Source organism: Virgibacillus sp. GM2-2 (genome assembly GCF_055329585.1).
The window spans coordinates 56,795-79,345 of sequence record NZ_JBUZWC010000007.1; the positions used below are offsets into that span (position 1 = coordinate 56,795).

General features: G+C 36.3%; 29 protein-coding genes and 2 pseudogenes. 26 read left to right on the top strand and 5 right to left on the bottom strand.

Going from position 1 to position 22,551, the window contains the following annotated elements; all coding sequences use genetic code 11:
• The first annotated feature begins 51 nt into the window (after positions 1–51).
• A complete protein-coding gene (locus ACY9Z2_RS10255) occupies positions 52–894 on the top strand; it encodes a nucleotidyltransferase (protein ID WP_463609541.1) in 843 nt (280 codons plus the stop codon).
• Between the two features lie 113 nt (positions 895–1,007).
• A complete protein-coding gene (locus ACY9Z2_RS10260) occupies positions 1,008–1,973 on the top strand; it encodes an ornithine cyclodeaminase family protein (RefSeq protein WP_463609542.1) in 966 nt (321 codons plus the stop codon).
• A gap of 124 nt (positions 1,974–2,097) precedes the next feature.
• Here ACY9Z2_RS10260 and ACY9Z2_RS10265 read toward each other — a convergent pair whose 3' ends face one another.
• Together ACY9Z2_RS10265 and ACY9Z2_RS10270 are read right to left on the bottom strand one after the other, a co-directional pair.
• Positions 2,098–2,430, bottom strand: coding sequence for a hypothetical protein (locus ACY9Z2_RS10265; RefSeq protein WP_463609543.1), 333 nt, complete (start codon positions 2,428–2,430; stop codon positions 2,098–2,100).
• Between the two features lie 12 nt (positions 2,431–2,442).
• The gene (locus ACY9Z2_RS10270) at positions 2,443–3,390 is read right to left on the bottom strand and encodes a helix-turn-helix transcriptional regulator (protein WP_463609544.1); all 948 of its coding nucleotides are present in this window, start codon (positions 3,388–3,390) and stop codon (positions 2,443–2,445) included.
• Between the two features lie 110 nt (positions 3,391–3,500).
• Between ACY9Z2_RS10270 and ACY9Z2_RS10275 the strand changes: the two genes are divergently transcribed.
• From ACY9Z2_RS10275 to ACY9Z2_RS10315, 9 genes and pseudogenes are all read left to right on the top strand, one after another.
• Positions 3,501–3,926 carry a hypothetical protein gene (locus ACY9Z2_RS10275; protein ID WP_463609545.1) on the top strand — a complete coding sequence of 142 codons (426 nt, stop codon included), beginning with the start codon at positions 3,501–3,503 and terminating at the stop codon, positions 3,924–3,926.
• 440 nt (positions 3,927–4,366) lie between these two features.
• A pseudogene (locus ACY9Z2_RS10280) lies at positions 4,367–5,328 on the top strand (helix-turn-helix transcriptional regulator).
• 75 nt (positions 5,329–5,403) lie between these two features.
• A pseudogene (locus tag ACY9Z2_RS10285) lies at positions 5,404–6,035 on the top strand (type 1 glutamine amidotransferase family protein).
• A 398-nt stretch (positions 6,036–6,433) separates the two neighbouring features.
• On the top strand, positions 6,434–6,955 hold the full coding sequence (locus tag ACY9Z2_RS10290) for a cysteine hydrolase family protein (RefSeq protein ID WP_463609546.1): 522 nt from the start codon (positions 6,434–6,436) through the stop codon (positions 6,953–6,955).
• A gap of 157 nt (positions 6,956–7,112) precedes the next feature.
• Positions 7,113–7,787, top strand: a complete 675-nt coding sequence (locus tag ACY9Z2_RS10295) for a 5'-methylthioadenosine/S-adenosylhomocysteine nucleosidase family protein (RefSeq protein ID WP_463609547.1) — start codon at positions 7,113–7,115, stop codon at positions 7,785–7,787.
• Between the two features lie 141 nt (positions 7,788–7,928).
• A complete protein-coding gene (locus ACY9Z2_RS10300; protein ID WP_463609548.1) occupies positions 7,929–8,477 on the top strand; it encodes a hypothetical protein in 549 nt (182 codons plus the stop codon).
• Positions 8,478–8,561: 84 nt separating this feature from the next.
• The gene (locus ACY9Z2_RS10305) at positions 8,562–9,323 is read left to right on the top strand and encodes a GNAT family N-acetyltransferase (RefSeq protein ID WP_463609549.1); all 762 of its coding nucleotides are present in this window, start codon (positions 8,562–8,564) and stop codon (positions 9,321–9,323) included.
• 140 nt (positions 9,324–9,463) lie between these two features.
• Complete coding sequence (locus ACY9Z2_RS10310; RefSeq protein ID WP_463609550.1) at positions 9,464–10,120, top strand: Type 1 glutamine amidotransferase-like domain-containing protein; 657 nt, start codon at positions 9,464–9,466, stop codon at positions 10,118–10,120.
• Between the two features lie 129 nt (positions 10,121–10,249).
• On the top strand, positions 10,250–10,813 hold the full coding sequence (locus ACY9Z2_RS10315; RefSeq protein ID WP_463609551.1) for a DUF6434 domain-containing protein: 564 nt from the start codon (positions 10,250–10,252) through the stop codon (positions 10,811–10,813).
• Between the two features lie 60 nt (positions 10,814–10,873).
• Here the strand turns inward: ACY9Z2_RS10315 and ACY9Z2_RS10320 are convergent, their stop codons facing one another.
• The 3 genes from ACY9Z2_RS10320 to ACY9Z2_RS10330 form a co-directional block, all read right to left on the bottom strand.
• Complete coding sequence (locus ACY9Z2_RS10320) at positions 10,874–11,146, bottom strand: hypothetical protein (protein WP_463609552.1); 273 nt, start codon at positions 11,144–11,146, stop codon at positions 10,874–10,876.
• 419 nt (positions 11,147–11,565) lie between these two features.
• Positions 11,566–12,162, bottom strand: a complete 597-nt coding sequence (locus tag ACY9Z2_RS10325; RefSeq protein ID WP_463609553.1) for a hypothetical protein — start codon at positions 12,160–12,162, stop codon at positions 11,566–11,568.
• A gap of 95 nt (positions 12,163–12,257) precedes the next feature.
• The gene (locus tag ACY9Z2_RS10330) at positions 12,258–12,842 is read right to left on the bottom strand and encodes a GNAT family N-acetyltransferase (RefSeq protein ID WP_463609554.1); all 585 of its coding nucleotides are present in this window, start codon (positions 12,840–12,842) and stop codon (positions 12,258–12,260) included.
• A gap of 533 nt (positions 12,843–13,375) precedes the next feature.
• On the opposite strand from ACY9Z2_RS10330, the gene ACY9Z2_RS10335 reads away from it, so the two are divergent.
• The 15 genes from ACY9Z2_RS10335 to ACY9Z2_RS10405 all read left to right on the top strand — a co-directional run bounded on the left by ACY9Z2_RS10335 (position 13,376) and on the right by ACY9Z2_RS10405 (position 22,544).
• Positions 13,376–13,636, top strand: a complete 261-nt coding sequence (locus tag ACY9Z2_RS10335; protein WP_463609555.1) for a metal-sensitive transcriptional regulator — start codon at positions 13,376–13,378, stop codon at positions 13,634–13,636.
• Positions 13,637–13,811: 175 nt separating this feature from the next.
• Positions 13,812–14,111 carry a rhodanese-like domain-containing protein gene (locus ACY9Z2_RS10340; RefSeq protein ID WP_463609556.1) on the top strand — a complete coding sequence of 100 codons (300 nt, stop codon included), beginning with the start codon at positions 13,812–13,814 and terminating at the stop codon, positions 14,109–14,111.
• A 13-nt stretch (positions 14,112–14,124) separates the two neighbouring features.
• On the top strand, positions 14,125–14,697 hold the full coding sequence (locus ACY9Z2_RS10345) for a sulfurtransferase TusA family protein (RefSeq protein ID WP_463609557.1): 573 nt from the start codon (positions 14,125–14,127) through the stop codon (positions 14,695–14,697).
• Positions 14,698–14,730: 33 nt separating this feature from the next.
• Positions 14,731–15,129 carry a DsrE/DsrF/DrsH-like family protein gene (locus ACY9Z2_RS10350; protein ID WP_463609558.1) on the top strand — a complete coding sequence of 133 codons (399 nt, stop codon included), beginning with the start codon at positions 14,731–14,733 and terminating at the stop codon, positions 15,127–15,129.
• Between the two features lie 15 nt (positions 15,130–15,144).
• Positions 15,145–16,278 carry an MBL fold metallo-hydrolase gene (locus ACY9Z2_RS10355; protein WP_463609559.1) on the top strand — a complete coding sequence of 378 codons (1,134 nt, stop codon included), beginning with the start codon at positions 15,145–15,147 and terminating at the stop codon, positions 16,276–16,278.
• A 16-nt stretch (positions 16,279–16,294) separates the two neighbouring features.
• Positions 16,295–16,522 carry a sulfurtransferase TusA family protein gene (locus tag ACY9Z2_RS10360; protein WP_463609560.1) on the top strand — a complete coding sequence of 76 codons (228 nt, stop codon included), beginning with the start codon at positions 16,295–16,297 and terminating at the stop codon, positions 16,520–16,522.
• Positions 16,523–16,570: 48 nt separating this feature from the next.
• Positions 16,571–17,353: a sulfite exporter TauE/SafE family protein gene (locus tag ACY9Z2_RS10365; protein WP_463609561.1), complete on the top strand. Its 783-nt coding sequence runs from the start codon at positions 16,571–16,573 to the stop codon at positions 17,351–17,353.
• A 30-nt stretch (positions 17,354–17,383) separates the two neighbouring features.
• The gene (locus ACY9Z2_RS10370; RefSeq protein WP_463609562.1) at positions 17,384–17,746 is read left to right on the top strand and encodes a rhodanese-like domain-containing protein; all 363 of its coding nucleotides are present in this window, start codon (positions 17,384–17,386) and stop codon (positions 17,744–17,746) included.
• A gap of 12 nt (positions 17,747–17,758) precedes the next feature.
• On the top strand, positions 17,759–18,058 hold the full coding sequence (locus ACY9Z2_RS10375; RefSeq protein ID WP_463609563.1) for a rhodanese-like domain-containing protein: 300 nt from the start codon (positions 17,759–17,761) through the stop codon (positions 18,056–18,058).
• A gap of 19 nt (positions 18,059–18,077) precedes the next feature.
• A complete protein-coding gene (locus tag ACY9Z2_RS10380) occupies positions 18,078–18,653 on the top strand; it encodes a class I SAM-dependent methyltransferase (RefSeq protein ID WP_463609564.1) in 576 nt (191 codons plus the stop codon).
• Between the two features lie 28 nt (positions 18,654–18,681).
• A complete protein-coding gene (locus ACY9Z2_RS10385) occupies positions 18,682–19,065 on the top strand; it encodes a DUF302 domain-containing protein (RefSeq protein ID WP_463609565.1) in 384 nt (127 codons plus the stop codon).
• Between the two features lie 822 nt (positions 19,066–19,887).
• Positions 19,888–20,532 (top strand): hypothetical protein, encoded by a 645-nt coding sequence (locus ACY9Z2_RS10390; RefSeq protein ID WP_463609566.1) that lies wholly within the window; start codon positions 19,888–19,890, stop codon positions 20,530–20,532.
• 2 nt (positions 20,533–20,534) lie between these two features.
• Positions 20,535–21,293: a cytochrome c biogenesis CcdA family protein gene (locus ACY9Z2_RS10395; RefSeq protein WP_463609567.1), complete on the top strand. Its 759-nt coding sequence runs from the start codon at positions 20,535–20,537 to the stop codon at positions 21,291–21,293.
• A 17-nt stretch (positions 21,294–21,310) separates the two neighbouring features.
• Positions 21,311–21,901 carry a peroxiredoxin family protein gene (locus tag ACY9Z2_RS10400; RefSeq protein ID WP_463609568.1) on the top strand — a complete coding sequence of 197 codons (591 nt, stop codon included), beginning with the start codon at positions 21,311–21,313 and terminating at the stop codon, positions 21,899–21,901.
• Positions 21,902–21,932: 31 nt separating this feature from the next.
• Entirely contained in the window at positions 21,933–22,544 is a 612-nt protein-coding gene (locus ACY9Z2_RS10405) for a redoxin domain-containing protein (RefSeq protein WP_463609569.1), read from the top strand.
• Positions 22,545–22,551: the final 7 nt, after the last annotated feature.

Sequence of the window (22,551 nt, forward strand, 5' to 3'; positions counted from 1 at the left end):
CTATATTTTTCGAATAAACATAATCAAAAAGGAAATGGGGGATTTTAGATAATGACCGAGATTAAAGAAATAGGATCCTTATGTTCTTTGGATGACAAAGGCTATATAATAAACGAGTCTGATTATGAAAAAATTAATCATAAATTTCTACAAGCAATCCAGCGAATAAAAAAGCGTTGCCTTTATGTTTTACCAAGGGAAACTCATAGTATTTATATAAGAGGATCTTTGCCAAGAGGATCAGAGATTGAAGGTGTATCTGATGTTGATGTAATAATAGTAACCTATTCGGATCCTCAGAATATTGACCTTAATTGGGTGGAAGAGGCTGAGCAACTCATTGATCAAGAGTTCCCTTTTATAAATGGAGTAGAATTAGGATTCTACCCTTTGAGTGAGGTAAAGGAAACCAAATATTGTTCCATGATTCCGTTTATTTTAAAGACCTATGGTATTTGCGTTTATGGTGATAGTCTAATAAGTGAACTTCCTGATTATAAACCCGACAGCTCCTTGGCAAACGAACATCTCATTCATTTATCATCTTTGATTGATAAAGCCAGGAATGATTTAACGGGAAATGACGACATTGAAGACATTAAGGATTGTTGTGCATGGATTATGAGAATTATCGTGAGGGCTGGGCTCGCGCTTGTAATTGTTCAAGAACAGTCGTACACAAGAGATCTATTTCCAGCTTTTAAACTATTTTCAAGACATTATCCTGAAAAAAAGCAAGAGATGAGAACAGCACTTTGGTACGCGATCAATCCCTTATCAAATTCGGAAGAAATACTGAAATACCTAGATAGCTTTGGAGATTGGATGGAGTCAGAAACGGAGAACTGGCTCAAGGTCTATAATCCAACAAAAGAAATACATCTTCCACTTTGATAGGGTGCCCACTATTCATTAAACGGGCGCGATGTAAAATAGATTGTTTTTCTTTTGTTGAAAGGCACAGACTATGGAATGATGAGACAAAACAGCAAAGGGAGAAAAAACAAATGACTTTATTGTTGAAAAATACGGAAATAAAAGGTCTACTTTCCCCACACGAACTAATTACTGAATTAAAAGATGGATTTGAAAAGTATTCCATAATGAGAAGCATTGATGGACAACGTGCAAATTCACCACTTCCGAATGATTTTTCAAGTTCTATGATTCTTTTTCCTGGATTGTTAAAAGATATACCCGCATATACCGTGAAAGTACATGCCAAGTTTCAAAATCAATCACCATCTATTAAAGGAGTAATCCATCTATATGATGTAAATAATGGTGACTTGCTTTCAATCATGGATTCACCTTATTTAACAGCTGTTCGAACCGGTTTATCTGGAGCACTTGGTACACATATACTTTCACGTTCGAACGCTAATAAAGTTACAATTATTGGTTGTGGAGTTCAAGGAGAGTTGCAACTAAGATCATTAACATATTTTCGTAACATCTCAGAGGTGTATGCTTTTGATTCAATCCCAGAAAAAGCCCATTTATTCGCCAATAAAATGGGTAAGGAATTAAATGTAGCGGTATTCGCTTCTGAAAGTTTAGAGGAAGCTACTAAACAAGCAGAGATTATTATTTCTGCAACTTGGTCTAAAGAACCCTTTCTATTTCCGGAAATGATACAGCCAGGTACACATTTAACCACGCTAGGAGCTGATCAACCTGGAAAGTGTGAAATCAGTGCTGACCTTATCCGACAATCTGTTATTATTTGTGATGATGTTTATCTTTCAGAAAAAATGGGTGCTATTGGTGGTGCTGGCTTGACAGTAAAAGATGTAAACGCATCTGAACTAGGAGAGGTTCTTGCTGGTCATCGAACTGGACGCACCAGTTCGGAAGAAATAACGGTTTTTGGTTCTGTTGGTTTAGCTTTTCAAGATCTCATTGCCGCATGGAATGTGTATCGAAGGGCAATTGAAAAGGGAATCGGAGACAGTATAAATTTTAAAATGTAAGAAGGTACGGATTTATCTTTGGTTGAGTTTTTAAAGTACACAACCTACTTCAAACGGAAGTATTAAAAGGTCAATCAGGAATTTTTATTCAGGTTGACCTTATATATTGAACCCATCAATATCACTAGGGGTGTTTAAGAATTTCTCCCTTAAAATAATCTGCGAATGAGGCAGCTATTGGCTCAATGAGTTTTAAATTCCATTCTGAACGCCTGTTGTCATGTATGTCAAGCCAGAATTTACTCTTTTGTGGCCAATAGGTGACTTCCATAATTCCCCTTTGGTTTCTTTTTTTGAAATGCCAATGATAGGACCCTTTTTTTGTACTTAAAGTGGTTTTTTGCGTGATTAATAAACCATATTCCTTTGCTAGTTTTTCAACATCCTCGCAAATTAGTTCTTCATCAAATGGTTTTACCTCATACAATCTTGATCTTACAACTTCATAAGTTAACAAATGAATCACTCCCTAATTAATATAGTTCATATATAACCTTTTTGATTTCTCAACCAGCTGTTCAATCATTTTTTTTGGTTCCTTTACCGTGGCATTTTCCCCGAGTTCCCATACCATTTCTGTGTAAAAAGGTAGTTTTTCTTTTTCAAACTCTGTAGCTATAATACCCGTTCCGTCTTCGTATTTAGTTAATGATTCTCGAAGCCACAAATTCCCTTCACATTTTCTTACACCTTCTTCAGTTAACGTTAATTTTAATGGATATGTTGGAACATTGCTTTGTTTCGGATAAAGCCATTCGTCCATGCTGATGTTAAGATTGTCTTTGGGCATGGACCCCGGTTGTCTTTCCGCTCTAGTTATCCTATCCAGCCTGAATAAGCGATAATCACGCCTTAAACAACAGAAAGCTGGACAAAACCAATAACCTTTATAGGAATAGATTCCAAGTGGGTAGATGTTTCTTTTCGTTGAACCGTGCAATGAATGGTAACGTATAATTACCTTATCCTGATTAATGGCAGAGTCTAGTAATACTCTGAGATAGTTTGAATTTTGTTCTATCGTTGGATGCCAATAAACAACCTTGTCTTTCATGAGATCAATTTTTGTTCTTACATCCTCAGGTAATATTGTGTAAAACTTATTTAAAGCAGTTGAGTTAGATTGTTCAAATGGTGTAGCCCCAAAATATTTTAATGATTCGCAGGCGAAGTAAATAGCCATTGCTTCATTTTCTGAAAGCATAACGGGGGGTAAAAGACGGTTATTTAATACACGATAGCCGCCTTTGCGCCCCAACTCAGAGTAAACTGGAAAGTTCAATTCGCTTAGATCTTGCAGGTCTCTGGCTATGGTTCGTTCCGAAACCTCATGTTCCAGTGCCAATTCTTTTATAGTGACTTGTGTTCTATTATTTAGGGTTAACATAAGGTCAATTAATCGTTTCGCTTTGGACATTTTTGATCTCCCTTAAAAAAATATCATAAAAGGATGACATTAGTTGTCATCTTTTTTTGGTATATTGATATTGTAATACAATTTGTTAGAAAATTTAAGGAGGAACTTACATGAAAAGTTTAGAATTTCAATCAGAAAATGGTCAGAAAATCGGAGGTTCATTAACTGTGAGCGATGAGGAATTGACTGCCCGGTTACTATCGGAATATCTTGTTAAAAAAGGTGTCGTTTATGAAAACGCAGGTTCATTTGAAACCAACAATTCATTTGTTATGACTCTGAAAAAAGTTGAGGATGAAGTACCTTATCAAGAAGTAGAAGTTAACAAAACTGGTAAGGCTCTCATAGAGTACAGAGTTTGGAATGATGACATTTCACAAAGGAGGATAGTGACAAAATTAGAATGTGAAAGTCTGGGGGAAACATTGCCAAAAGTGCTTTTGTCCAAGCCTCTTTCTGACAAGAAATCTTATAAGCATATGAGTCTGGAATATGACGAAGATCGAGACGTCTTTGTCATTTATATGGGCGAATAACTTATTTAAATCTTATGGGGCAGGGAATTAGCTAAACCAAATTTTGTTTGGTTTAGCTAATTCCGCATAAACGGTTTTCGCCGTTTAATATAGAGGTAACCTTTCGCGTTACCAAGGCAGACTTGAGAAAACCGCACCTTTCAACGGAAGAATGTGGCTTTTGACATTCTATATTAAACGACTTTATTTTCATTGAACATCAGGCTCAAGGGATAAGATATTATACATATTAATATTGCTGACTCTTAGAAATGATGTAAAGTTCCGTGGTAACAGTTTATAAAAAGTTGCACGGTTCTACCCCTTTGGATATAAAATGTCCAAAGGGGTGATTTTATGCTTAGAATAACATAACGATATTCCATTGACGGGCGCTGATTGTAGAATATCACTGTTAAACATACATAACGGAAACAAATTCCATGTAGAGGTGGAGCTGTATGCCTAAAATTGACAATATGCTAGCAATTCTATGGATGCTTCGTTCAGGTGAAAAAATCACTGCAAAACAAATTTCAGAAAAGTTAGAGATGAATATAAGAACTGTGTATCGTTATATTGATACACTTTCAACAAGTGGTGTACCTATAATTTCAGACACGGGACATTACGGTGGATACACTTTATTGAATAATTTTATTGAAGCTCCTCTTTTTTTCGATTTTGAGGAACAAACCTCACTATTTCACGCTGCTGTTTTTGCAGAAGAAGCCGGATATTATGGAGGTGAAGCGCTACATAGAGCTATTTCAAAGCTAAGCAACTATTCAAATCAAGAACAGGAAACAAAGATAAACCAACATTTAACCAGTCTTGAAGTAATAAATCGATTAAGTTCCTACTCTGTAGAACCTTTCTTAAAGGAGTTGGAGGAGGCCGTAGCTGATGGATGCTCTGTAAAAATGCTATACCATAAAAGTGGCGAAGAGCAATCAAAGTGTAGATTGGTTGATCCTTACAGAATTATCTATTGGAATAATAAGTGGTATGTGGTTGGATTTTGTCATCTTAGGAAGGATATTCGTAGTTTTAGAGTAGATCGAATGGAAAATCTAATGCTAACCGAAAATAAGTTTAACCGACCGGAAAATTTTTCAGCACGTGACTTTTTTATGAAAAACCTTCTCCCAACTATAGAAGATAAGGAGGGGATTATTTCTTTAGTTATTACTGGAAATACAAGAACGTTGGATAATCTTTGTCAACATTGGTTTTAGGACATTATTTACAAAAACGGACTTCAAATCAAGCAGTATTTCATCTTGAAAAAAATATGATGTATACATATGTACCTTATTTACTTTTGCCTTATGGTAAATCAATTCAAATTGTTGAGCCAATAAGTCTTAAGAAAAGACTTATTGAAGTTCTGTCAGATTTAATAAAATTTTATCAAAAATGATAACTTCCCTGACGTTAGCTGTCAGGGAAGTTATTTTATAATAGGCTATATCAATTGTAATGGGAGTGTTATTGAATGCAAGCAAAAAAAGTTTATCTTTATGTATTTGATTCAATGTCAGATTGGGAATACGGATATTTAATTGCTGAACTAAACTCAGGAAGATATTTCAAAAGGGATTTAGCACCTTTCAAAGTAATTACAGTAGGCGCTAATAAAGAAATCATTACTACGATGGGAGGACTGAACATAAAACCAGATATTTCCCTAAATGAGTGTACGCTTGAAAGTAAAGATCTTTTAGTTTTACCTGAAGGGAAAACTTGGGGAGAAGATATCCATCAACCTATCTTGAAAAAAGTAGGCAATGCTTTAAAGCTTGGGACTATTGTTGCTGCAATTTGTGGTGCAACTGAGGGACTAGCGAATTTTGGGTACCTAGATTCAAGAAAGCATACAAGCAATGATTTAGAGTATCTTAAAATGGTTTGTCTAATTATAAAGGAGAAAAATTTTATGAAATGAGACCTGCAGTATCTGGTGAGAATTTGGTTACTGCATCAGGAGTAGCCCCTCTGGAATTTACGATGGAAGTACTGGAAAAATTAGATGTATTCGCACCAGATACATTGCATTCATGGTATAACCTAAATAGAACGCATAAACCTGAATACTTCTTTCAGTTAATGAATTCAATAAACGGATGAGCTAAAAATTAACTTAGCAGATTATATTAGTTTAAAAAATTACCATGCTTTAGACGATGTCAAAGCATGGTTTTTGTACATTAGTTAAAAGTGTCTGGGAAGTAAAAACTTAGAAAGCACAGCATCCAGACTTTTAATTTTATTGAACAACGTTAGGCTTTTTTCTTTGATAATAATGATGGAACGATCTTCAGGAATTGGGCAAATAAAGTCAGGAATCCATAATCTCTTTCTGACAATGAAAGCACTTCTGTAGAAAACGCTGCTATATAGAAACAGATTATTTATGGAGTGAACAAATATAATCAATTTCTTTTTTTTCAAAACAATTTGGGAGGATTATGATAAAGAATGTCGAATACTTGTTCTATACTATTAATTGAAATGGAGAGGTAAAAATGAAAAACACTGCTTTATTGGTTATTGATGCACAAAACGAGATGTTTGACGAAGCTAACCCGGTATACAAGTGGAAAGAGCTACTGGAAAATCTTCAAAATTTAATTGAAAAGGCTCGTTCAGCTGATGTTTCAGTTGTTTTTGTCCAACATAATGATGGTGGACTTGTAAAGGGCACTAACTTCTGGGAAATCCATCCGTCTATTAGTCCGAAAGAAGGAGAAACCGTTATTCAAAAATGGACACCGGATTCATTTCATGAAACGAATCTTCATGACGAATTAAATATAAAGGAAATCCAAAATCTTGTTATTACCGGCAATCAAACCGAGTGTTGTGTAGATACTACGTGCCGCCGCGCGTTTAGTCTCGGCTACAAAGTTACACTTATCAAGGATGCCCACGGGACATGGGATTCCGATTCCCTAAGTGCGAAACAAATCATTGATCATCACAATAAAGTGTTGGGTAATAACTTTGCTGAGCTTAAAGAGACTAGAGAGATTCAGTTTTCTAATTAGAAGCTTTAAATAAATAATCGGGGGCTGAACGGAATAATAATCTGCGCCCGTCTTACATATTAGGGTCAGTTTGTTAATAATTTATATCGAGTGCGTTGAACGCTCCATAAGGAAATAAATGCATATGTGACAAATTTATTTGTAGGATGATAATTGGATGATTGGAATTAGCATTGCAACGAAGTGGGAATACGAAGCAACATTGGGCTACTTTAGTGTAAAGGATAACGAACGTTTCGATTATCCATATGGTGAGTATTTCATAAGAACAATTAATGATACTGAACTTGTTTTTTATAGTACCGGTGTAAGAAAAGTAAATGGTGTTGGTGGTAATCAGTATATGATTTCTAAATTTAATCTAACTAAAGTAATCGTTGCAGGAACATGTGCAGGAATAGATGATAAGTTTAGTAATTTAGATATTTTTGTACCCGATAAAGCCGTTCAATATGATTGCACAGTAAAAGAAGTTGAGCCTCTTATTAAACAATCCTTTATAGTCGATATTAATCTAGCAAAATACGGAAATGACTTTTATACTGGAACAATTGGTACCGCTGATAAAGCAGTAGTCATTTGGAAGGACTTTTTAGAACTTAAAGAAAACGAAATAACAATAGCCGATACAGAAGCGGGCGCAATTGCTTATATCTGCAAGAAAAATGATGTTGAATGCATCATCATTAAAGGGATATCTGATTTTCCAACGGAAGAAAGAAACGCTGGTAAATTACTCGAATCGAACCTGGAACAAATTAATGTTTATTTAGAAAACACCCCAAAAGTTATGAAAAAAATATTTGGCGAGTATTTAAATAGATTTATTTAAAAAGTAAAGGTTAATAGAAAGGTTATGATTTTTGTTGATATGAAATACCTCAATAAACGCCACTCCTAAAACCAATACTTTTACCATAAAGAGAGAGTGTGAAATGATTTGAGAATTAGTGTAGTAATGATATTCTGTACATTGTTTTTATTAGTAGCTTGTACAGATAAGGAGAATATAGATAGTGAAGTAGAAAACGATACTGAGAGAAAAATAATAGAAAAAGTAGAATATGAAGAGTACAATGGTGCTCCTCTTAAAATAGGAATTATAGGTGAAAAGCCAGATAAAAAATTTGTAAATGTGATGTTTTACTCGGAAAAACCAAGTGCATTAAAGGAAAATGGTAAGTATGATGCATTTTTTATTACAGAAAAATATTTCAAAGAATTATCGACTGATGGGTGGACATCTGTTTTTATGAATAGTGAAATCCCTGTATTTTTTATTAACCTTAATAAACAAAGTTTTATATTTAGAGTAGACAATATGGATTATGATGAAAACAGCCCAAATGCAACAGAACATACAAGAGGATTTGTTAGGACTGAAAAAAATGATATGGATAGTATAAAGGGGTGGGGTTATGGTGACCCAACAAAGTCAACGGATCCCAAAGATACCCCTGAATGGATTTATCATCATATATTTAAAGACATTCAAAAATATAATAAAGATAGAAACATCTAGTCATTTGAGAAAATTTGTGAACGTGCCCCCCGGTTAAGACGTAATTTGGGTGCAAACGACCGAAAGGAATGGGTAATGATGTTTATGACACAAAAAGAAATGCTCAACACTGTGCAATCCCAACTTGCAATTGACTTGAATTGCACGATTGATGATCTGAATGGCGAAAAGGATAGCATTATTTTTGTTGAAGCTAAAGAAAATCCCGGATGCAGGCCATTTTGGCGGAATTCACGTCACTTTGAAATTGTATCTATGGGGAAATCAATAGTGGTATCTGCAACGCCAGAACGGTTGTTAATTGCCAAGACTTGGATGAAAGGTAAGGACAGGGATACAATATTTTCTTTGCCATTTATCAGAGGTCTTTATTTGCATTTTCTGCCTGACATGAAAAAAATACGACCCATTTCACCACCTGGAAATTTTACAATTGAACTGATAGGACGAAGTGGTGAAGTGATCAGTTTGGCCAATTTACCTGAAGTTACAAAATTCAAAAATGCTATCATCAGTGATGGGAACCATCCTTGGCAGACTGACCTAGCTGTGCTTGTAAAGAAAGACGGTGAGATTGTTGGTGCGGCAGGAGCAGGTAAAACCTGTGCAAGATTATGGCAAATTGGCATAGATGTATTACCGGAATATCGTAACTTGGGATTGGCAAGTTATCTTGTGAACAAGCTAACCTTCGAAATATTGGAACGTGGAGATGTGCCAAGTTATGACGTAATTGCCAGTAACCTTGCCTCTCAAAGAGTAGCTCAACGATCTGGATATTTTCCCGCATGGGTGTCTGATTGGAAATGCAACTTTGAAGGATTAGAAGCTTTACCGTTAGAATGATTTTTTCTGCTCTACTATCTCTTTAACTCAAGAATAGAAAGATTTGCTGTAGAAGGAACCATATTGAAAGATTGTGTTAGCGACGAGAAAACAGAATGCGCAACGCAGAAAATTAATCTTACTTAGTAACGGAGGTACTTATGAAAATTCACTATTATTTAGGTTGGTTTACTAATTTTTTACCAGAGAATCTGGTCAGGATGTTACAGGATGATATAACTGATAGAAAATCACTTGTTATGATTAGCGCGAATCCATTTTCTTATGAAGAAGATGGGACCACTGAACGCTCTTGGCTTGACCAGGCAGGCATTAACTTTGATGAATATCATGTAATCAATTATTCCATGCAAAAGGAAGATGCCTATACGTTAATTCAACATGCTTCAGTCATTTTCTTGCTGGGTGGACATACGCTTAAACAAAATGACCTTTTGATGGAATATGAATTGTCTGATTTGATTAAAAGAAGTAGAGCTGTTGTAATGGGGGCAAGCGCTGGTGCGATTAATATGTCCGCTAAGTGGTTATGCTCAAAAAACTTTGGAGATGAAGTTGAAGGAAGCTCTGTTTACGAAGGAATCGGCCTTGACGAGTTTTCCGTATTAGCTCATTTTGATCTTGAAAATAACATGGAGCTTGTTCATAGAGAACTGTCTCCCTTATCGGAAGAAATGAATATTTATGCGTCGAACAAAGACTGCGCTGTACGTAAAAAGGGAAACAAAATCGACATTATTGGCAATGTATATTTAATCTCTCATTCAAAGATTCATAAATTGGATGAGACGCTTTAGTTGTGGTGGAGGAAGCGAGAGAACCAATCAATAGCTTCAGGGAACAAAGAGATGGCAAAATTTCTTAGTAATGATAGCAGACATAAGTATACATTAAATTAATGATAGCTTTGAACGGAGAGAGAATAATTGAGATCTGAACTAACAAAAAATTTGAATGTAAACGATTTTCATGATTATTATTGGTTAAAAGAGGAATTGCAAACTTTTTGCAGGGAAAATGGAATAAGTGCTTCTGGATCTAAAATAGAAATTACGGATAGGATAGCAGTGTTTCTTGAAACAGGAAAGATACAAAATTCAATGAGAAAAAGAAGTTCTTCCTCGAAAAAAGTAAAATTGATGGACTTAAGCTTGGATACGTTTATTACAGAAAACCATCGTTGTAGTCAGGTAGTTAGGGCTTTCTTTGAATCGGTGATTCCAAAATTTCACTTCTCAACCTATATCCAAAATTACTTTAAAGAAAACGTAGGAAAAACATATCGGGACGTTGTTGATGCGTGGTATGAGGAAGAAGAAAGAAAAAAAGACCCTTCCTATAAAAAACAAATAGGTTCCCAATTTGAATACAATCAATTTACTAGAGATTATTTTGCAGATCCCAAAAACAAAGGTAAAAAAAGAGAAGATCTAATTAAAGCTTGGAAAGAAATTAAAGCCCTGCCTGGTAACAATAAATATAAAGGATAAATATTTTACACTTGCCTTAAAACACTACTGGAAAAGGAATTCTATGTTGCGATCATAAAACTATTTTGGATTTATAAACCACCAAAGTTCTATTGCTGATATACCTAAAGCAATAATTGTAACTATAGAATACAAGATTGCATCTTTTCTTTTCTTTAAAACTAAACTTTCAACAAATCGAATCGCATAACTTAATCCTAAGGAAAAGGTCATAGCAAATAATAAAAATCCTGGAAAATTATCTGAGTAATTTTTACTTTCTAAAGCATGTTTGGAAATAAGTAATACTTGAACAGCAAAATAGATCGTCGATAGCGTAAAAAGAACATCCAAAGCTAAAAAATACTTATTCCTTTCTTTGGCTTTTTTTGAATCTTACTAATTAAATTCACTTTATTTTCCCCCTGTATTTCAGATAAGCGACCGATTGCGATATTAATATAATGGTTCATCTTTATCGCTCAATTTAATACGAAAAAGAAGAAAAGGAACGAATATAAGACTAAGATAACCTAATCTAAATAGTCTTTGGGTTTCTGCAGAAATGTATTGTCTATGTCCGCAATTAGGACAGTCTTTTTCATTCTTTGAAAACCCAAGAGTCATTATATCTTTAACTTTTCAATTGTAATTACAGTTAGTACAACGTGGCATAAAATCCTCTCCTATGTCCTTTAACAATACAGCCCAATTAGCGCAAACTTTTATTCTGGATTCGCACCTGATAATAGAAAAAATCTCAACTTTTCCTATTACTCTATGTATTGTATACCTACATCGACAAGTTTTTCGAATAGTTCATCATTCATATAGACTAATGCAGACGTTGAGAAACCAAAATCATCTGCTCGTTCATAAACTAACCACTCTTTACCTAATACATCTGTAAATCTATCTGATCCAATATCGTTATAAGTATCTTTCGAGTACTTATACGATAAACTTGGTTTTTCCATATCTTCATAAGGCTCAATATACATTTCTGTTTTAATTGATGTTAACTCATTATTAGTATCTGCTTTAAATGCCAAATCAGTGATCAGTATTGTATAAATAACATTATCATTCATTTTACTTATCTCAGATTCAAAGATCAGAGTTAGTTCTCCATTTGAGAATCTATAATCTCTAAGTAAATCCATGTCATCATCATATGTTTCTAATAAGTGGTCTCCTACCTCACTACTTTGACTAAATATTCCATTTAAATTTGGTATAATAGGAATAAACAAAGCGATTACAGCAGTTATTAATAATAAGTTACGAAATGTTCTTTTTTCTTTGTTCCTCCAATTTTTAACAATAATTATAATAATAATAATCTCAAATAATACTAATACTTCAACCACCAGAATTCCTCCTAAAGATAGATACTGTTATTATGAACCCGTATTAGCGTCACTCCTTATTAGTGAATTGCGACCTATTCTGGAAGCTTATGCTGTTAGAATTCATCTGTATCTGAACGATTGACGGCATTTAGGAAAAAATGTGGCGCACGAGCAGTCTCAAGTTTTTCAAAATCAGACCGCGGCATATATTTCTGTAATATGGGCAAGCACTCGTCTAAATCATTTTGTCTGTTGCCTATCACAGGATCTGATAACAAGCAAAACCCGAAATCAGAATATAGTTTAATTGCTCGGTAACTTGATGGTTGGGTATGAAGAAATATCGGATATTCGTCTTCAGATATGCTCTTCATAACTATTGAAAGTAACGCTCTACCTATACCTTTTCCCTCATACTCTTTTAAAACTTTAAACCAATGTAAAGTCCATATTGCGTTGTACGCTTTCCATAGAAAACAAGTCCCGATTGGCTTATCGTACTGATCACAGACAAATATACAACTTTGGTAAAACAAATCTCCTTTTGGCAAGTACACATCATTAAAGTATTCTGTCATAAAGTCATAATATTCCGCTGCTAATTCAGTAGTATCAAAGTGCATTGCCTTTCCATGTATATAACTCATTTTTCTTGCAATTACGCACATAAAAGCCTTTCGATAATTCATTTGTTGCATCGTTTTCTAATTTACGACACATCATAAATAAATTCTTATCTGGTATTTGTTCTTCCATCTTATAGTCAGTCCTTTTTATACAACTGTATTCCGCAAAATGACTCGCTTCAGAAGGGTGCGCTTATTCGATAGCGCGCCAAATTCAATTTTTGTTGAGATTCTTCCTCCATTATGGCCCGATTACAAAACTGCATAATTCATCTTGTCAATGTAATTGTATCAAACATTTTAATGAATTCCGGACTTTATTATAAATATCAAACTTTTATTTTGAGACTACATGCCCGACCAGCGGTAGCCTTCACTTATCATACTACGTAACACAATGAATACAGTTGTATAAATAAAAAAATATCACTCATTTGACAAAATACCTATAGGGGTATAATATATAACTCATAGTTCATATAGTTAGAAAGAAGAGGTGGTATATGTTTATACTAGAATGAAATGAATTAGACGTGTACACGTATTAAAAATGGTACCAGCGATGATTTACAAATATAAAGAATTTATTAAATGGAGCGATTAATATGAAATACGATGCCCAAACGAAAAATAGATTGAAGCGTGTTGAAGGACAAATTAGAGGATTACTAAAAATGATGGAGGAAGAAAAAGATTGTCGCGATGTTGTGACACAAATGTCAGCTGTCAGAACTGCAATCGATCGTACTGCAGCGTTGATTGTTAGTAAGAATCTAGAAGAATGCATTCGTGAGGAAAAGGAAAATGGTAGATCATCAGAGGAACTAATTCAAGAAGCAGTAAACTTACTTGTTAGAAGCAGATAAGAGACCTTGGCTTATTAGCGATTTCCTATAAAAAGCGGGTTAAACAGTTAACCCATTTTTAAACGATAAAATAATACCCCAACCCGTATAAATATGGTTTGGAATAATTTTTTACCAATTTTAATACCCCTACCAGTATTGGTATATACGATGGTGAGATTTGGAGGAAGTAGTAATGAAGGAAATAACAGCAAAAGCACTCGAAATGAAATGTAAAGATGGAGAAGCGTTGAGCATTATCGATGTTCGAGAAGACGAGGAGGTAGCACAAGGGAAAATACCTGGTGCTCTTCATATTCCGCTAGGTCAATTACCTGATCGTCTTGATGAACTAGACAAAAGCCAGCAACATTATCTCGTTTGTCGTTCTGGCGGTCGAAGTGGAAATGCTTGTGTATTCCTAAGTGGTCATGACTATGACGTTACCAACATGGTTGGCGGCATGTTGGATTGGGAAGGCGAAGTAGAGAAATAAAGGAGGAACCTAAATGAGCATTACAGCAAACGAAACGCTTGATGCAAAGGGATTAGCCTGCCCAATGCCGATTGTAAAAACCAAAAAAGCAATCGCAAATCTGCAACCAGGTCAGGTAATAGAAGTTCAAGCAACCGATAAGGGATCAACTACAGACATTCAGGCATGGGCACACAATACTGGACATCAGTATCTTGGGACTTTGGAAGCAGAAGATGTCTTGAAGCATTATTTGAGAAAAGCATCCTATGAGGAAACAAAGGATGAGACGAAGCATGAGGATGTCATTCATTTAGAAGAATTACAAAGAAAAATAAAAGAGGAAGAACCTATAACCATACTTGACGTTCGGGAACCTGCTGAATTCGCATTTGGCCACATAGCTGGAGCTGTAAATATACCCCTTGGGGATCTAGATGCAAGGTTTTCCGAAATCGATAAAGATAAAGAAATTCTTGTCATTTGCCGTACTGGCAATCGCAGTGATTTGGCTGCGCAAAGGTTAACGGAAAAAGGTTATAAAAATGTAAAAAATGTTATACCTGGTATGACGAAATGGCAAGGTTCAACGGAAAAAAACAAGTAAAATACGTTATGAAAAATTAGGAGGAAATGAAAAATGGCAAACACAAAAGTAGCAATTATTGCGGCGAACGGAACTTTATTTGATGCGTATAAGGTATTTAATGTAGCAACTGCAGCAGCGGCGTCTGATGCGGAGGTAGGAATTTTCTTTACATTTGAAGGGTTGAATTTGATCCATAAAGAAGCACACAAAAATCTAGCCTTACCAGAAGGAAAAGAACATTTTGCAGAAGGTTTTAAACAAGCAAATGTCCCATCTATTGAAGAATTAGTCGGGATTGCACAAGAACTAGGAATTAAGTTGATTGGCTGTCAAATGACAATGGACGTTATGAGCTTGGAAAAGGATACCTTTGTCGATGGTATCGAAGTCGGTGGTGCAGCAACATTTATTGACTATGCCAAAGATGCCACTATCACATTATCATTTTAAGTTGGAGGGTAAATGATGTCTAAAGCAATTACAACGAAGGATTTGGCAAAAAAAATCATTAACCAAGAAGAAATTTTAATTTTAGACGTACGTAATAATGACGAATTTGATAATTGGAAAATTGAAGGCGGGAAGGTTGAAATCATTAACGAGCCCTATTTTAACCTGCTGGATGGCATTGATCCAGTTGCTGACGAGTTAAAGAAAGACCAGGAAATTATTGTGGTTTGTGCGAAAGGCGGTTCATCCGATATGATTGCTGATTTCCTTGAGGAAGCAGGTTTTACCACTGTTTATAATTTGGAAGGTGGCATGAAAGCATGGAGTGAACACCTGGAGCCAGTTAAAATTGGTGATTTACGTGATGGGGGAAGTATTTATCAATTTGTCCGTCTTGGTAAAGGCTGTCTATCCTATTTTATTATGTCAAATGGGGAAGCGGCGATTGTGGATGCAAACCGTATGACGGATGTTTATGAAAGGTTGGCTGAGGAGCAAGGGGTGCAGATTAAGCACGCAATTGACACGCATTTACACGCGGATCACATTTCCGGTGGACGAAAATTGGCTGAAAAAAAAGAGGGAAGAACGTATCACTTACCAGAAAAAGATGCAACAGAAGTGACGTTTGATTATACACCGCTAGAAGAAGGTAGGGATATTATCGTGGGAAATACCTCCGTGCAGGTACAGCCCGTATATTCTCCAGGTCATACGATTGGAAGCACGTCATTTATTGTTGATGACACCTATCTATTAACAGGTGATATTCTTTTTGTGAAATCAATTGGACGCCCAGACTTAGCTGGAAAAGCGGAAGACTGGGTGGGAGACCTTCGTCACACGCTTTACTCACGATATAAGGAATTGTCCGAGGATTTAATTGTACTGCCTGCACATTATTCCTTTGCAGAGGAACTAGGCGAGGGTGGTAAAATATCGGCGCGATTAGGTGATCTTTACGAACGCAATGCTGGTTTACAAGTAACGAATGAAAGCAAATTTAAAAAAATGGTAACGGAAAACCTTCCGCCACAACCTAATGCGTATGAAGACATTCGTCAAACAAATATGGGTAAAATCATGCCTGATGTAGACGAACAAAAAGAAATGGAAATAGGGCCGAATCGCTGTGCGGTCGAGGGATAAAGAAAGGATGAATAAAATGGAAACGAAAAAAGTTTTGGATGCAAAAGGGTTGGCATGCCCAATGCCGATTGTTAAAACAAAGAAAGCGATGGATGAAATAAATTCTGGGGAAGTTTTAGAAGTCCATGCAACAGACAAAGGTGCCAAAAGTGATCTAACTGCATGGGCAAAATCTGGTGGCCATGAAATTTTAAAAAATGTGGACGAAGATGGAGTTCTGAAGTTTTGGATCAAAAAGGCATAAAGGTGACCCATTTGCTTTGGGTCCCCTCTTATCAAGGGGATAACGTATATGGAAATTAGTCTAATAGCTATTGTTACTATTTTTATCATTGGTTTTGTTGGTTCATTTATTTCTGGAATGGTAGGAATAGGTGGGGCAATAATCAATTATCCAATGTTACTCTATATCCCTGCTGCCTTAGGAATCGCCAGCTTCAGTGCATATGAAGTTTCCGGTATTACAGCAATACAGGTATTTTTTGCGACAATCGGTGGTGTATGGGCGTATCGCAAAGGTGGTTTTTTAAACAAAACAATTATTGGCTACATGGGCATTAGTATACTAATTGGTAGTTTTGCGGGTGGCTTTTTTTCAGGAAATATGACTGAAGAAGGCGTTAACATTGTTTATGGCGTTCTAGCTTTACTTGCCGTAATCATGATGTTTATGCCTAAAAAGGAAAGCGATGAAACAAGTTTTAATACCGCGAATTTTAATAAATGGATTGCCTCACTACTTGCACTACTAGTTGGAGTTGGCGCTGGCATTGTTGGTGCGGGAGGAGCGTTTTTGTTAGTTCCGATCATGCTTGTTGTATTGAAGATACCAACTAGGATTACCATTGCGTCGTCTTTGGCCATAACGTTTATTTCATCCATCGGAGCAACATCGGGTAAATTGATGACTGGTCAAGTTTTGTTTATACCAGCTTTAATTATGATAATTGCTAGTCTACTAGCTTCCCCTTTAGGCGCTAAAGTAGGAAAAAGGGTAGATACAAAGGTTTTGCAATGGATATTGGCAGTTTTAATATTGGGCACTGCAATAAAAATTTGGCTGGATATTTTTTAAAAATTGATAGATAGATAGGGAGAGCAAACAATGGAAACAATTATTCAATGGATTCTAATTATTGGTGTAGCATGGTTTGTCATCAGCCGTTTCCTGCCTGTAAGAGGAGTTTCGAATATAACTACACAGGATGCAAAAAATAAAGTTAACGATAAAAAAGTACAGTTTATCGATGTGAGAACCCCTGGTGAATATAAAGTAAATCACCAGAAACCGTTTATAAATATCCCATTAGCGCAATTGGCAAAACAATCAAAAAAGCTGAAGAAAAATCAGGAAGTAGTTGTCATTTGCCAAAGTGGAATGCGGAGTATGAAGGCGGCCAAAATATTGAAAAAGCAGGGCTTTGAACAAGTATCAAATGTAAAAGGCGGTATGGGCGCATGGGTTTAGGAGGTTGAATGGTTGACCAAGCAAATTACACCGGAAGAAGTAGCAAAACGGATTAAACATGGAGATAGTATAAATATAATTGATGTCCGTGAAGGTGGGGAGGTTGCCAAAGGGAAGATCCCTGGTGCAAAGCCAATACCACTTGGACAGCTTGCAATACGGAAAGATGAATTAGATGAAGATATGACATATGTAGTTGTTTGCCAGTCGGGAAACCGCAGTAAAGCAGCTTGTGGCATTTTAGATGTATTTGGTTTTACTGCATGGGATATGATTGGTGGTATGAATGAATGGAAAGGCGAACTAGAGTAGAGGAAGGGGCCCGAAGAATATGACAGACAAACGATTTAATCACGAAAAGGCACAAATACTATTGAGCGCGGACCGGAAAAAATTGTTACCACCAGATGAAATAATTGATTATTTACATGTGACACAGAACGATAGTGTTGCTGATCTTGGCGCTGGTAATGGTTATTTTGCAATACCAATAGCAAAGCGTACGAAAAAGACAGTTTACGCAGTTGATATAGAACCGAAAATGTTGGAAATGTTGAAAGAAAATGCGAATGATGAACATCTCGAGAATCTTCATTATGTTGAAAGTGACTTAGACCAGATTCAGCTTGCTGATCATTCCGTAAATAAGGTGATGATTGCCTTTGTGGTGCATGAAGTTCCGAATATAGACAGAACGCTTAGTGAAATAAAACGAATTTTAAAACCTGGTGGACAGATGCTTTTATTGGAATGGAAGGCTGTTCAAACAGAATCTGGTCCTCCAGTAGACCACCGAATTCCATCTGAAGAAATGGTACGAATTTTGGAAGTGAATGGTTTCGATGCAGAACTCATTCCGTTGAATCAAGCAAACTATGCTGTCAAAGCTATACCAAATGGAAGTTAAACTCAAATTTTAAAAGGAGATGATCGTAATGTTTCATTATACGGTTGAAACAGATAAATCAATTGAAGAGGCAATAGAATCACTTGAACTTAATTTGAAGGAAGAAAAATTTGGGGTTTTATGGCACTTTGACATTAAAGATACGTTGCAGAAAAAGGGGTTTGATTTTAATCAACCTTACCGTGTGCTAGAAGTTTGTAATCCTGAAGAAGCGAATCGAGTATTGTCACAGAATCAATTGGTAGGTTATTTTCTGCCATGTAAAATTGTTGTTTACGGTGATGGAAGAAAAACGAAGATTGGTCTACCAAAGCCAACTACTTTAATTGAAATGGTAGGCGATGATTCATTAGCGGCTATTGCGAATGATATTGAAAAGAGATTGATTGCTTGTATTGATCGGAGTATATAGTTGTTATAAATTTTTAATACAAAATTTAGATGGTAGCTCACCGCTACGGAAAAAACATTACGCTTTCCGCGGGCAACGCTTCAGCCTCCTCGGAAGCAAAGAACGCTCCCTGTGGGGTCTTCAGCTGTTGCTTTTCCCGCAGGAGTCTCCATGTTTTTCCTCCGCTAGCGTTGAGTTTCATGATCCACTAGTTTTATACGTTATTGATAAAAATCATAAGTCATCTTCTTTTTGTTCAGTTGAGTGGAGCGGAGGGTAGTCGGTTCCTTGAAAAAGAAATTCACTTTTTCTACCTGATGCTTTTTCGGGGAAAATTCCCTTGTCCTGAGGGATGGCATAGGTGAGATACCGGGTCACTGGAAAAGTGGTGGATTTGAAAAAATTTTATTTTTCACCTTAACCTAGCATCTTGAATATACGAGACTCCTGCGGGAAGCGAGAGATCGGCGAGACCCCGGAGGACGGCAGTCCGAGGAGGCTCGACACTCGCCCGCGGAAAGCGAAGTATATTCAAGATGCGATAATAGATCCACATTTTTTGTGCTATATTTTACTTTTTCAGTGGCCACTGCATACTGTCGTCCGCAGCGGAAATAAACCTAGCAGTTACTTGATAGTTACTTGATAATTTACTTCTACTTTGAAAAAATATAGCAACAAAATTCACTAATAAAAACTTGAAATGGACAATGACGGTAAAAGTGTTTCCTTCATTGTCCTTTTTATTTGTTCTATGATGTATACAAATGTCTTATTTTCATCAAATTTTCACATTCAACCGGTATTATATGATTTGGTAGCAACGGATGGAGGAGACACCTCATGTTAATAGCAAGCAAATTAATGTCAATCGGCATTATCGTTTTGAGTATAATTGTAGGGCTTATTTCCTTCTACATAATGAGCGATTTGCCAAAACAACAAAAAAAGAAACAACTAGAAGAATTGACATCACAACTGATAAATTTCATTATCTTCATTTGGATTGGAAAAATAATATTGAATTTTTCTGTTTTTATAAAGGATCCACTTGCAATATTAGCCTATCCGAGTAATTCGGAGGCATTTTACTTAGCTGTACTATTCAGTGGAATCGTACTAGTTTATAAATCTATACGCAAAAAAATAGATCTCTTTGCATTTACAGAGTCTTTCCTGATTGTATTTTTGACAGGGTCATTTCTGTATGAATTCATTCAATTTGTTTGGGGTGGCCATACATATACTTTTGGATACTTGATATTACTAACTGTTCTACTAATTACATTCTTTTTCATACGCGACCGTGTAACAAGCACGACGCTAATTATCGTGACGGTGATTGGATGGTCTGCAGGGATGTTCGTTTTAACTATTTTTCAGCCGTTTGTAACAGTATTTGGTTATATCATCGTCCCATGGTTTGTCGGATTGTTTTTCATAACTAGTATTTCGACTATTATTTTTGAACAAAGAAAGAGGGGTTAACTATGGGTGGAATCGAAGCAGATACAATGCTAGTTGTCGGAATGTTTTTAGCGATAGGGGCTGGAGCATTATCGTTCTTGTCACCTTGTGTACTACCAATTTTTCCTGCTTATATGTCCTATATCACTGGTATAAGTGTAAAAGAGTTACAAGGCAATCAGAATGCTAAAATTCGTCGTCAGTTGCTAAGTCATTCTTTGTTCTTTTTGCTGGCGGTATCATTGGTTTTTATCAGTTTAGGTGCTAGTGCATCGTTTCTAGGGCAGTGGGCACAAAGTCTTTTTCTTGGTGAATCCGGCCTGTTTATTCAACGCATTGCAGGGATCTTCATCATTGTGATGGGACTGTTTGTTGCGGGATGGATTAACATTCCAGCGTTAATGAAGGAAAGGCGTTTTCATTATTCGAAAAAGCCAGCTGGGTATGTGGGAACATTTTTTATTGGCCTTGGATTTGCTGCAGGATGGACGCCATGTATCGGTCCTATTTTTGGATCTATTCTACTTCTGGCTGCAAGTAATCCTGGCCAAGGTGTATTTTACACCGTGATGTATGTGGTTGGTTTTTCTCTACCATTTCTTGTGTTGACTTTTTTCCTTGGATCAACGAGGTGGATAGTTCGACATAGTCAGGTGATTATGAAGGTGGGCGCAGTAATTATGATTATTATGGGATTGGTTTTATTTTTCGGTTTGATGCCACGTATTACAGGATTTCTGCTTGATTTGGTACAAGATACCTGGTTATCAAAATTAGGATAGTACAGAGGTGAAAGGCAATGAAAAAAGCGATACTTATTGTGATTGTAATAGGGATGTTCGGCTGGGCTGTGTATGATTTTATAAGTTCATCTGACAAAACTGTCGTTGAAAATAACAGTGGTGGGGCTACAATTACGTCACCAGCACCTACCAATGATGATGGTGAGGTAGAGGAGTCTGAAGAAATCGGGCTAACGAAAGGGAAAATTGCGCCTGATTTTGAACTGACAACACTTCAGGGTAAAACGGTACGTCTATCTGATTACCGAGGAAAACGTGTCATCGTTAACTTTTGGGCTACATGGTGTCCACCGTGCAGAGCAGAAATCCCCGATTTACAAAAGCTTTACGAGAAGAAAGACGTTGTTATTTTAGCAGTGAATTTAACTAACACGGAAGAGAGCAAAGAAAAAGTCGCCGATTTTGTTAAGAAATATGGGATGACATTTCCAGTACTAATGGATGTAAACGCTGATGTTGCAACTACCTATCGGGTTCAAGCATATCCGACCTCCTATATGATAGATTCAAGTGGACATATTCAATTCGCAGCATTGGGTGCCATGAATTATGATCTGATGGTACGTGAATTGGCAAAGATAGAATAACTGCAATACGGATGAAAAGGGAGGTAGATATATGAAGAAAGCAATTGTTTTCGTTGTGATTATTGGAATGCTCGGATGGGCTGTGTATGACTTTGCTCTTCAAGAAAATGATGGGGCAAGTTCGAAGACGAGTAATGGCGAGCAGCAAGAAACAAAACCTGTCACCAATCAGGAAGAGAAAACTACTGATGAAAGAACGGAAACGCAAAAGGAGGCAACGATTGGCTTAAACGTAGGAAATACCGCACCTGATTTTCAACTAGAGACACTGAAAGGTGAACAGGTAAAACTATCGGATTACCGAGGTAAGCGTGTTATGATCAACTTCTGGGCCACGTGGTGTCCGCCTTGTCGTGCTGAAATGCCAGATATTGAAAAATTTCATCAAAGTAAAGATGTCGTTATATTGGCAGTTAATTTGACACAAACAGAGCCTAATACACAACAAATTAAAGATTTTGTAAACGAATATAACTTAACGTTCCCCATTTTGCTAGATAAACAAATTCAAGTGGCAAACACCTATGGCATACGTCCGATTCCAACATCTTTTATGATTGATTCGAATGGTCTTATTCAACACAAAACGTTCGGTCCGATGACATACGAGAGTATGGTAGAGCAATTTGAAAAAATTGAGTAATTCGCTT